The 7,180-nt window shown below is 47.8% G+C and carries 8 protein-coding genes; all 8 read right to left on the bottom strand.

Going from position 1 to position 7,180, the window contains the following annotated elements; genetic code table 11:
- Positions 1-201 precede the first annotated feature (201 nt).
- The gene (locus CX664_RS14870; RefSeq protein ID WP_101747496.1) at positions 202-1,059 is read right to left on the bottom strand and encodes a hypothetical protein; all 858 of its coding nucleotides are present in this window, start codon (positions 1,057-1,059) and stop codon (positions 202-204) included.
- A 437-nt stretch (positions 1,060-1,496) separates the two neighbouring features.
- Entirely contained in the window at positions 1,497-1,826 is a 330-nt protein-coding gene (locus CX664_RS14865; protein WP_101747494.1) for a phage portal protein family protein, read from the bottom strand.
- Positions 1,827-2,248: 422 nt separating this feature from the next.
- Positions 2,249-2,596, bottom strand: a complete 348-nt coding sequence (vapC, locus tag CX664_RS14860) for a type II toxin-antitoxin system VapC family toxin (protein WP_101747493.1) — start codon at positions 2,594-2,596, stop codon at positions 2,249-2,251.
- Positions 2,590-2,787 carry a type II toxin-antitoxin system VapB family antitoxin gene (locus CX664_RS14855; RefSeq protein ID WP_101747492.1) on the bottom strand — a complete coding sequence of 66 codons (198 nt, stop codon included), beginning with the start codon at positions 2,785-2,787 and terminating at the stop codon, positions 2,590-2,592. Before CX664_RS14855 ends, vapC begins: the two co-directional genes overlap by 7 nt.
- A gap of 65 nt (positions 2,788-2,852) precedes the next feature.
- Positions 2,853-3,098, bottom strand: a complete 246-nt coding sequence (locus CX664_RS14850) for a hypothetical protein (protein WP_180966508.1) — start codon at positions 3,096-3,098, stop codon at positions 2,853-2,855.
- A gap of 46 nt (positions 3,099-3,144) precedes the next feature.
- On the bottom strand, positions 3,145-4,398 hold the full coding sequence (locus CX664_RS14845; RefSeq protein ID WP_101747491.1) for an MFS transporter: 1,254 nt from the start codon (positions 4,396-4,398) through the stop codon (positions 3,145-3,147).
- A gap of 179 nt (positions 4,399-4,577) precedes the next feature.
- Positions 4,578-4,901: a hypothetical protein gene (locus CX664_RS14840; RefSeq protein WP_101747490.1), complete on the bottom strand. Its 324-nt coding sequence runs from the start codon at positions 4,899-4,901 to the stop codon at positions 4,578-4,580.
- 341 nt (positions 4,902-5,242) lie between these two features.
- A complete protein-coding gene (locus CX664_RS14835) occupies positions 5,243-7,165 on the bottom strand; it encodes a hypothetical protein (RefSeq protein ID WP_146000035.1) in 1,923 nt (640 codons plus the stop codon).
- Between the last annotated feature and the right edge of the window lie 15 nt (positions 7,166-7,180).

Here is a 7,180-nt window from a genome sequence, read left to right as displayed (position 1 = left end):
GCTATTGATGCTTGAATAATAGATTTAGCGAATGGTTACCTGCCTTCAGTGTTTAACCGCCGAACATCGTTGCGACGGTAAGAATGGCGGACATCATTATAAGACTATGACACCGAATTGAGACTTGGCATCATTAAACATGATGCCGAACCATCCTACTTCTCCTTCACAACAATAAAGTATTGTGAATAACCCGTTGTTTTAACCGGAAATCACATCCACAAGCTGCTGCATAACCCCACGCCCCCGGTCATCCTGCATCACCGCCATCAAAAACAGGCACTGCCCATTGCTCTTGCTGGCCCACAGCTGGCCTACGGCATTTTTCTCTTTGGAGTCATCATTACTCTTGTAGGCCTCACCTTTATACTCCACCACCAGCATCCGCCCATCGTTCAGCTCCACAATAAAGTCCGGGTAGAATTTTGCGTCCGATAAAGGTAGCCAAAAGGCGGCATGAGGCTTCTTCACCAGGTTGCGTATCCAGTGTTTCACCGGCGGCAGGCTATCGATGATCTGGGCACACATAAACTCCTCACCATCTGCCTTCAGGTCTTCAATTTTGTCATAGTAGTGCTTCTGAAATTGATAGCGTCCGGAGTAATAGGGGGGGTTGGCCGGGTAAAACCCCGGCTTAAAGTCATAGCTGAAAGCCATGGAAGCACTGACTTCAGCATGGCTGCCAAACAGTGAATCCTGATAGCTGGTTTTCACCGCGCTGCTGCGCAGAAACTGCACCCGTTTCTGAATACTTCGAGCCAGCTGGAATCGGGCACGATACAGCGCCGTTAACGAGCAACCTTTCTCAGTCAACAAGTGACTCACCAAACGGGTCAGGTATCCTATCATCTCACCCTGGGTAATATCCGGCTGATAAACCTGCTGATCCAACCACCGCACAATATCCACTTCAGTGTATTGAATACCCGCTTTATTGAGATCCAGCTTATTCTGCCCGGCCAGCTTATAATTCACTTTCTGGCCGTCCATATCCACGGTAAACGTGTTACTGGTTTCCTTAATGGTAAAATTGGGCAGTTCAACAGGAAAATCCAGCAAAAAAAAAGGTGTCAGGTCTTGAATCTTGAATGAAAAAAAAAAGGTGTCAGGTCTTGAATCTTGAATGAAAAACCGGTGTCATATATGGTCCGACCCGCACTGCAAGGAAAAGTTTTCCATCATGACTAAAGAGTAATGCTTCCATATATCCGGCCTTGGGGTGAGGTCTCATTTGCCTCTGGCCCTGATGGAATCCGCTCATTCCCACCTCATCAGGTCTTCGGCCTCTACGGGCCCTGACCCCGGTCAGGTTCAAGGGAGTGCAGGTCTTACCTTTTATGCCATCATTTGAACTTTATCCACGCAACTCGTTGCAGGCTTCTTACACTGATTAACCGCTTTTGCTTTTCTTGTCTAACGACAAATGTTTAATAGTTTATTGGCTATTTCATACTGCTGCCGTCGTATGCCCACAGGCGCTCGGCTACTGAATAGCCTTAGAAGACGCCGAATAGCATCTTATCGGTAATGTCATCAAAGCGGTGGTTCTGCAGCTGCTCTTTAATAAATTCTGCTGCTGCTTTGTCTTCGCTGCTCTCGCTGGCAGGTTCTACGTCCCTCTCTGACTGGGTCACCGCCAGTCGCCGCTGCTGAAAGCAGGGTTTCACCTGGTCATTCCGTAGCAACTCATCATAGAGCCGCATATCCCGGCCACGCTGTTTAAGAACGCTGTCGGGGTTCTCCATGAGCATGTGGGTGTAGGCCTTGCTCATCAGAATGCCTTGGTCGGCTTGGGCGATTTCGCCGAGGGTGGGTTTACCTGCCATGTTCACACACCAAAAAATGACTTTAACCAACAGGAGTGTGCCAACGGATTTTACTCTCTATCAGGTCTAAAAATTCCGCTGTAAGGTGCCGAATAGCTGGCGGGCTATGGTAGGATTTGTAACCCAAGATGCTCTGAAAAAGGCAAAAAGTCCCGATCAGAATGGAGCAGGGCTAATAACAGTGTCGAGTAATCTATGATTATCTTGGTTAATCTGCTTTTTTATTGCCTTATTTAACGGTTGCTACTACATTACTTCCTGCTACTAACGAAAACCAAGTTTGTGGCAAACTGATTACAAAAGACTAGGCAACCCCGTCGGGACACGTTACAGCCCGACGCTAATCCCTACAGAAGAGCTGCGTAAGACTTACCACGGTAAGCGGTGGCGTTGACGATGTAGATAAACCCAGATAATCCTGATTATCGTAGGTTTTTAGTAACGGTAATATCATGTTCCAAACAGTAGGTAGCAATCATCACATCAATGGTTTTGCGTACTGTAACACCTCTTTTTCTGAGATAGCGGAAGTTGGAAGCACTTTTGATGGCTAAGTCCTGAGACAGTAGATTATGAACGTCCAGTGACGTCAGTAGTGACTTTGCCTTGTTAAAATCTTTTTCACTTCTGAATCCCTGCAATACTTCTGCAAGAATCAGGTCGCCGATAATAAGGTTCTGTCGGCCTAATGCAGCATCCAGGTAGTCACTGGCATCAGTGGATATGCCATTGAAATAGTCAATCCAGACCGATGAATCTACCATCACCATTTGTCGGTTCTCATATCATCCAGATCGCCTTCCCAGTTCAGCTTGCCACGATACTCTCTGATTTTTTCCTGCTTTTTCAGCTGTATCAGTGCTTTCAGACCCGCCTCTACCGCTTCTTTCTTGGTCGTCAGTCCGCTGGCATTTAATGCTTCCTGCATCAGTTCATCATCAATAACAATATTGGTTCTCATGGCTCGCCTGTGTGTATGTTTTTTTCTGTTTGTGTGTATTGTAGCCAATCCATCAACAATAGCACTTAATAACCTCGAAAATCATTACTCCGTCTGACTGCACCGTAACCCCGGGTGGTGCAGACACTCGGGTCATTCACCTGTTCTGGTTTATAAGCGGTATCCCAGCTCTGAATAACGCTTAAAAATTCCGAGGGCAGTACGTTGTAGCGTTTGAACCACTGCGATCGCTTTTTTATCCATTCGTGACCTGGGCCACCCGGGTTGGCGCTCACGTTAAAGCTGGAGGGTATGCCGTGGGGGCGAACCATTCCATTAATTCCTTATTGAAATATGGAAGTGATTTAAGGCAGCTCCTCAGCTTGCCGGTTTAGCCGTATCTTCGCTTTCCAGGAACTCCTCGGCATCAGAACGTGGGTCAATCTGCGCAACAATGGGTGTTGTTCGGGGTACTGGAATAAAGTGCTGCTCTTCGCTGGTGTAGATCGCAGGACGGTAAGCCATCCGAATCAGGAAGAAAAGACCGGTAGCGCCCATCACCGTGATGAAATACAGCATCAGGCCTTCAGGAATATGGCTCATAAACAGTGAAGCGAAGATCGGGCCGATACACGCACCAAGGCTGTAGGCCAGCAGAAGTCCCTGGGTGCCGGCAACAATATCATCCGGGTGCATGTGATCACAGCCGTGGCTGATGGCCAGTGGATAGAGTGTGAAGGTAGCGCCGCCAAACAGAAACAGTGCTGGATAATACAGCCAGCTCTCGTGGGAACTGAGGATCAGGGCAAAGCAAATAGCACAGCCAGCCAGGGCAACCAGAATCAACATTTTACGCCGATCGATCATATCGGACAGGTAGCCCACCGGAAATTGCAGTGCCATGCCGCCAATCATGGTGATGGCCAGAAAGAGCGCTACGGTGTGATCATCACTGCCGCTGAGGTCGGCCAGGTAGATGGGCAACATTGAATACAAACCACCCAGTACCAGGCCACCGGCAAAACAGCCGAGTACTCCGGAGGGTGTCAGTTCAAACAGCTTTCTGAATCCCAGGGTAGAAGCCTCTTCAATTTCCGGTGTCGGGATTCGGGTCATGGCCGGTGGGAAGATCGATAATGACAGCAGAATCCCGATCAGGATAAACGGCATCAGACTACTGCTATCCAGGAAGCCGACAAACAGCTGTCCGATAGCGTTGGCACCATAGAGTGACACCATGTAGAAAGACAGTACTCTGCCCCGGTTGGCGCTGTCGCTTTCACAGAGCAGCCATGACTCAACCACAACAAATATGCCCGCCACCGCCATGCCATTAAGGAAGCGCAGTACCAGCCAGCTGGTGGTATTCTCCGACAGTGCCAGGCTCAGTACGGTGGCACAGAGCAACGCCATAAAGCAGGCAAAGGAGCGAATATGGCCTACCCGGCAAACAATGCTTTCTGAGCGAAATGATCCGGCCAGTAATCCCAGGTAGTAGGCGGTACCCATAAGGCCGGCCAGAAAGTCATTGCCATCTGTCGCATTGATTCTCAGGGGAATCAGAGTCGTCAGGTATCCGCTGGCCAAAGCGAAAATAAACATGCCTGACAGTGGCGCAACAAAACGTATCATAGTTTGTAGCCCGATAACGGTGTTAATAAGTAGAAAAAATGAGCGATGTATTCCGGGTTTTATCGGCCTGACAGGAAAGCGGAATAGAACAGCTCGACGGGATTGCAGATGTTCTCAGAAACGCTCTGGTTTCGATAATTATGTTCAGAATCCGTTATTTTGATGAACTCTGCAACTGATCAAAGGATTGTATGTCCCCTCCCCGCTGGTGCATTCTGCCGGGTATCAAGCTTCACTATCTTCTTTGGCACCAGCATTGGCCATTCTCCCGGGTGGTCATTGTTGGTGAAGTAGGGGCGCTTCTCTCTGACCACGGCAATACCACGTTTCTTCAGCACTTTTTGGGCTTCCTTCGAAGCCAGTGTTTTCTGCGTCAAGGTGCCCGGATTCATCCGTATACCTTCGCTCTTCAGCCGCTGTATCTCTTGTTCCAATGCCAGTTTTGTTGCCGGGCTCAGCAGTGATGGGTCATGTTCGTACTGCATCTTTTCCAGCAGCGTCATTCCCGCCGGAATCGCCACCTGCCGCAGATCATACCTGCTGTTATGAGATGGAGAGATTGTTCCAGGCGCGCATTTTCACGCCGAGCCCACTGTACATGCTCTGGCCAATGCTGGTAGAAAAGATAAGTTTCCCGTTGCTTCCATAGATTATCAAGCCACTTGATAAAATCATTCGGAGAAAAGAAAAAATCTTTTCCTCTGTGACTCCGTGTCTCCGTGGCAAAAAGGGAAGTTATTCCGGGACAATTCCTTAGAGTCGGTTTTAGAATAACAACTCGCTTCGTGTAGGAGCGAATTGTAATTATGCGACAACTTCTAACCACAGAATTGACAGCAAACAATCAGTCATACATCCGTAGTTCAGTGATCTTCGCTGTGTTATCGCCATGGATGGTCAACACATGGCCATTGATGCTAAAGATGGCTGATATGATTGCACTATGATGGGAAGTGGTGGCTTTTTCTTCCCATGATCCATCGCTGTTCAGACCATAAACTTTCACTGTTCCATCGAAACTGGCAGTGACCACATGGCGGCCATCGACGCTAAAGGTTGCTAATCTAATATCCTTACCATTGGAGATGACGGCTTTTTCTCTCCATGATCCATTGTTCGTCAGGCCATAGATTTTCACCGTGTGATCTATGCTGCAGGTGATGACATGACGGCTATCGGGGCTGAATGTGGCATAGTAGACACTTTTGTTATGGGGAACGATGTTTTTTTCTTCCCATGATCCATCGTCCTTCTTGCCATAGATTTTCGCTTTGCCATCCGAACTGGCGGTCACCACATGGCGGCTATCGGCGCTGAATTTGGCTGAGCAGACTGTCTTGTCATGGGAAATGATGGCTTTTGCTTTCCATGATCCGTCTTTATCCTGGCCAGAGATTATCACCTTGCCATCGTCACTGGAGGTCATTAAAAAACAGCGACTATCGGGGCTGAATTTGACTGAGTTAACCTTTCCATTGTGGGAAATGATGGCTCTTTCTTCCCATGACCCATCGGCATCCAGTCTATGGATTGTTGCACTGCCATTTTTTCCATTTTTTCTGATGATCACCACATGGCGACTATCAGAGCTGAAGGTGACCGAGACAAAATGGGAAATAATGGCTTTTTCCAGCCATGACCCATCGTCCTTCCTGGCATAGATTTTCGCTTTGCTATCCAGGCTGGCGATCACCACATAGCGGCTATCGGGGCTGAAGGTGGCTGTGTAGAGAATTTCATCATGTGGAATGATGGCTTCTTCTGCCCATGTCCCATCGTCTGTCAGGCCATAGATTTTTGCCCTCTGATCCCAACTGGTGGTTACTACATAGCGACCATCTTTGCTGAAGGTGGCAAAATTGACTCTATCATCATGGGAAATAGTGGCTTTTTCTTCCCATGATCCATCGTCCTTCTTGCCATAGATTTTCGCTTTGCCGTCGTCACTGTAGGTCAACACATGGCGGCTATCGGGGCTGAAGGTGGCTGAGCGGACCCAGTGACTGTGGGAAATAGTGGTTTTTTCTTCCCATGATTGTTCGTCCTTCTTGCCATAAATTTTCGCATTGCCATCCATACCTGCGGTCACTACATAGCGGCTATTGGCACTGAAGGTGACTAATCTGACTTGCTTATCATGGGAGATAGTGCTTTTTGCTACCCATGATTCATCGCTCTCCTGGCCATAGATTTTACAGGTTCCAGAGTCACAGGCGATCACCAGGTGGCGTCCATCGGCGCTGAAGGCAGCTAAGTCCTTTAAACTATTACAGGGGATGCTGGCTAAAGTCTCTAATTTAAATGCTTTACATTGACACATCAGTTTAGTGAGAGTGGAAAAGAACAGAGCAGGAAAATAAAAACACGCCTGGCGATCCATAATTGACTTGACTAATGCCTTATCCTTTGTAAAACGGCTCAACCAATTCTCGAGTTGACCTTTATTTTTTGCAGTGAGGATTGTTTCCGTAATGGCCAGGTGTGATGAGGCAATCTGGCGATACCACGCCCTTATCATTGATGCATCTTTTTTGAGCGTGTTGTAAATGCATGAATTCACCTGTGTTAAACGGGCAATATCACGAGTCTGCAAATAGGTATAAATTTTGGCTTGTATTTCAAAGGGTAAATCGAGCAATAACGAAAGCTCATCCTTGTCACGAACAATGGCGTCCCTACGCGTGCTGATACCACTTCGTGTCCCATATTGAGATTGAACTGGTGTTGATGAAAGTGCATGGCCGGAACTACTTTTTATGCAATCCATAAATAGTCGACATTA

The organism is Endozoicomonas acroporae, assembly GCF_002864045.1.
GTDB lineage: Bacteria > Pseudomonadota > Gammaproteobacteria > Pseudomonadales > Endozoicomonadaceae > Endozoicomonas > Endozoicomonas acroporae.
Note: the sequence above shows the minus strand (reverse complement) of the source record. Positions and strands in the feature narration are given on the sequence as shown.

What these genes read in the sequence shown, in the direction of transcription:
- CX664_RS14845 (WP_101747491.1), bottom strand. Translation starts at nt 4,398, where the DNA reads ATGATACGTTTTGTTGCGCCACTGTCAGGCATGTTTATTTTCGCTTTG.
- CX664_RS14865 (WP_101747494.1), bottom strand. Translation starts at nt 1,826, where the DNA reads ATGGCAGGTAAACCCACCCTCGGCGAAATCGCCCAAGCCGACCAAGGC.
- CX664_RS14855 (WP_101747492.1), bottom strand. Translation starts at nt 2,787, where the DNA reads ATGAGAACCAATATTGTTATTGATGATGAACTGATGCAGGAAGCATTA.
- CX664_RS14840 (WP_101747490.1), bottom strand. Translation starts at nt 4,901, where the DNA reads ATGACGCTGCTGGAAAAGATGCAGTACGAACATGACCCATCACTGCTG.
- CX664_RS14835 (WP_146000035.1), bottom strand. Translation starts at nt 7,165, where the DNA reads ATGGATTGCATAAAAAGTAGTTCCGGCCATGCACTTTCATCAACACCA.
- CX664_RS14850 (WP_180966508.1), bottom strand. Translation starts at nt 3,098, where the DNA reads ATGGTTCGCCCCCACGGCATACCCTCCAGCTTTAACGTGAGCGCCAAC.
- vapC (WP_101747493.1), bottom strand. Translation starts at nt 2,596, where the DNA reads ATGGTGATGGTAGATTCATCGGTCTGGATTGACTATTTCAATGGCATA.